This is a genomic window from Vibrio sp. 1874, from assembly GCF_033344395.1.
GTDB lineage: Bacteria > Pseudomonadota > Gammaproteobacteria > Enterobacterales > Vibrionaceae > Vibrio > Vibrio alginolyticus.
Window position 1 is genome coordinate 1 of sequence record NZ_JAWPOR010000044.1, and the last position, 3,134, is coordinate 3,134.

2 rRNA genes are annotated in these 3,134 nt (G+C 51.2%); both read left to right on the forward strand.

The annotated features are described in order from the left end of the window. Positions 1 to 29 precede the first annotated feature (29 nt). Positions 30 to 2,920, forward strand: a 23S ribosomal RNA gene (locus R8N46_RS24270). A gap of 93 nt (positions 2,921 to 3,013) precedes the next feature. After that, positions 3,014 to 3,130, forward strand: a 5S ribosomal RNA gene (gene rrf / locus R8N46_RS24275). Positions 3,131 to 3,134 lie beyond the last annotated feature (4 nt).

Genomic DNA, 3,134 nt, shown 5'->3' on the forward strand with positions numbered 1-3,134 from the left:
CATCAACTCGAAACTCCTTCGGGTTGTATGGTTAAGTGACTAAGCGTACACGGTGGATGCCTTGGCAGTCAGAGGCGATGAAGGACGTATTAACTTGCGATAAGCCCAGATTAGGTAGTAAAAACCATTTGAGTCTGGGATTTCCGAATGGGGAAACCCAATACCATAAGGTATTACTGTTGAGTGAATACATAGCTCAACAGGGCGAACCGGGGGAACTGAAACATCTAAGTACCCCGAGGAAAAGAAATCAACCGAGATTCCGAAAGTAGCGGCGAGCGAAATTGGACTAGCCCTTAAGCTTTACACGCGTTAGACGAACAGCCTGGAAAGGCCGACGATACAGGGTGATAGTCCCGTAGTTGACGACGTGTGTTCAGTGAAATCGAGTAGGGCGGGACACGTGATATCCTGTCTGAATATGGGGGGACCATCCTCCAAGGCTAAATACTACTGACTGACCGATAGTGAACCAGTACCGTGAGGGAAAGGCGAAAAGAACCCCTGTGAGGGGAGTGAAATAGAACCTGAAACCGTGTACGTACAAGCAGTAGGAGCAGGCTTTGTCCTGTGACTGCGTACCTTTTGTATAATGGGTCAGCGACTTATATTCAGTGGCAAGGTTAACCATCTAGGGGAGCCGTAGGGAAACCGAGTCTTAACTGGGCGTTCAGTCTCTGGATATAGACCCGAAACCAGGTGATCTAGCCATGGGCAGGTTGAAGGTTGAGTAACATCAACTGGAGGACCGAACCGACTAATGTTGAAAAATTAGCGGATGACTTGTGGCTAGGGGTGAAAGGCCAATCAAACCTGGAGATAGCTGGTTCTCCCCGAAAGCTATTTAGGTAGCGCCTCGGACGAATACTACTGGGGGTAGAGCACTGTTAAGGCTAGGGGGTCATCCCGACTTACCAACCCTTTGCAAACTCCGAATACCAGTAAGTACTATCCGGGAGACACACGGCGGGTGCTAACGTCCGTCGTGGAGAGGGAAACAACCCAGACCGCCAGCTAAGGTCCCAAATTACTACTAAGTGGGAAACGATGTGGGAAGGCTCAGACAGCCAGGATGTTGGCTTAGAAGCAGCCATCATTTAAAGAAAGCGTAATAGCTCACTGGTCGAGTCGGCCTGCGCGGAAGATGTAACGGGGCTAAGTAGTAAACCGAAGCTGCGGCAATATACTTTTGTATATTGGGTAGGGGAGCGTTCTGTAAGCGGTTGAAGGTGTGTGGTAACGCATGCTGGACGTATCAGAAGTGCGAATGCTGACATGAGTAACGATAAAGGGGGTGAAAAACCTCCTCGCCGGAAGACCAAGGGTTCCTGTCCAACGTTAATCGGGGCAGGGTAAGTCGACCCCTAAGGCGAGGCCGAAAGGCGTAGTCGATGGGAAACGGGTTAATATTCCCGTACTTCTTACAATTGCGATGGGGGGACGGAGAAGGCTAGGTGGGCCTGGCGACGGTTGTCCAGGTTCAAGTGCGTAGGCTGAAGAGTTAGGTAAATCCGGCTCTTCTTAAGGCTGAGACACGACGTCGAGCATCTACGGATGTGAAGTCATTGATGCCATGCTTCCAGGAAAAGCCTCTAAGCTTCAGATTGTAAGGAATCGTACCCCAAACCGACACAGGTGGTCGGGTAGAGAATACCAAGGCGCTTGAGAGAACTCGGGTGAAGGAACTAGGCAAAATGGTACCGTAACTTCGGGAGAAGGTACGCTCTCGACGGTGAAGTCCCTCGCGGATGGAGCTATTGAGAGTCGCAGATACCAGGTGGCTGCAACTGTTTATTAAAAACACAGCACTGTGCAAAATCGCAAGATGACGTATACGGTGTGACGCCTGCCCGGTGCCGGAAGGTTAATTGATGGGGTTAGACTTCGGTCGAAGCTCTTGATCGAAGCCCCGGTAAACGGCGGCCGTAACTATAACGGTCCTAAGGTAGCGAAATTCCTTGTCGGGTAAGTTCCGACCTGCACGAATGGCGTAATGATGGCCACGCTGTCTCCACCCGAGACTCAGTGAAATTGAAATCGCTGTGAAGATGCAGTGTACCCGCGGCTAGACGGAAAGACCCCGTGAACCTTTACTACAGCTTGGCACTGAACATTGACCCTACATGTGTAGGATAGGTGGGAGGCTTTGAAGCGCAGTCGCTAGATTGCGTGGAGCCGTCCTTGAAATACCACCCTTGTAGTGTTGATGTTCTAACGTCGACCCCTTATCGGGGTTGCGGACAGTGCCTGGTGGGTAGTTTGACTGGGGCGGTCTCCTCCCAAAGCGTAACGGAGGAGCACGAAGGTGGGCTAATCACGGTTGGACATCGTGAGGTTAGTGCAATGGCATAAGCCCGCTTGACTGCGAGAATGACAATTCGAGCAGGTGCGAAAGCAGGTCATAGTGATCCGGTGGTTCTGAATGGAAGGGCCATCGCTCAACGGATAAAAGGTACTCCGGGGATAACAGGCTGATACCGCCCAAGAGTTCATATCGACGGCGGTGTTTGGCACCTCGATGTCGGCTCATCACATCCTGGGGCTGAAGTCGGTCCCAAGGGTATGGCTGTTCGCCATTTAAAGTGGTACGCGAGCTGGGTTTAGAACGTCGTGAGACAGTTCGGTCCCTATCTGCCGTGGGCGTTGGAGAATTGAAAGGGGCTGCTCCTAGTACGAGAGGACCGGAGTGGACGAACCTCTGGTGTTCGGGTTGTGTCGCCAGACGCATTGCCCGGTAGCTAAGTTCGGGATCGATAACCGCTGAAAGCATCTAAGCGGGAAGCGAGCCTTGAGATGAGTTCTCCCTGATACTTTAAGTATCCTAAAGGGTTGTCGTAGACTACGACGTTGATAGGCAGGGTGTGTAAGCGTTGTGAGGCGTTGAGCTAACCTGTACTAATTGCCCGTGAGGCTTAACCATACAACACCCAAGGGGTTTTGATGGACTCAATGAAAGAACATTGAATGTGTAAGAACGAGAATTAAAAAACAGCTTTCCAGATTAAAGAATTTGCTTGGCGACCATAGCGTTTTGGACCCACCTGATTTCCATGCCGAACTCAGAAGTGAAACGAAATAGCGCCGATGGTAGTGTGGGGCTTCCCCATGTGAGAGTAGGACATCGCCAGGCTTTA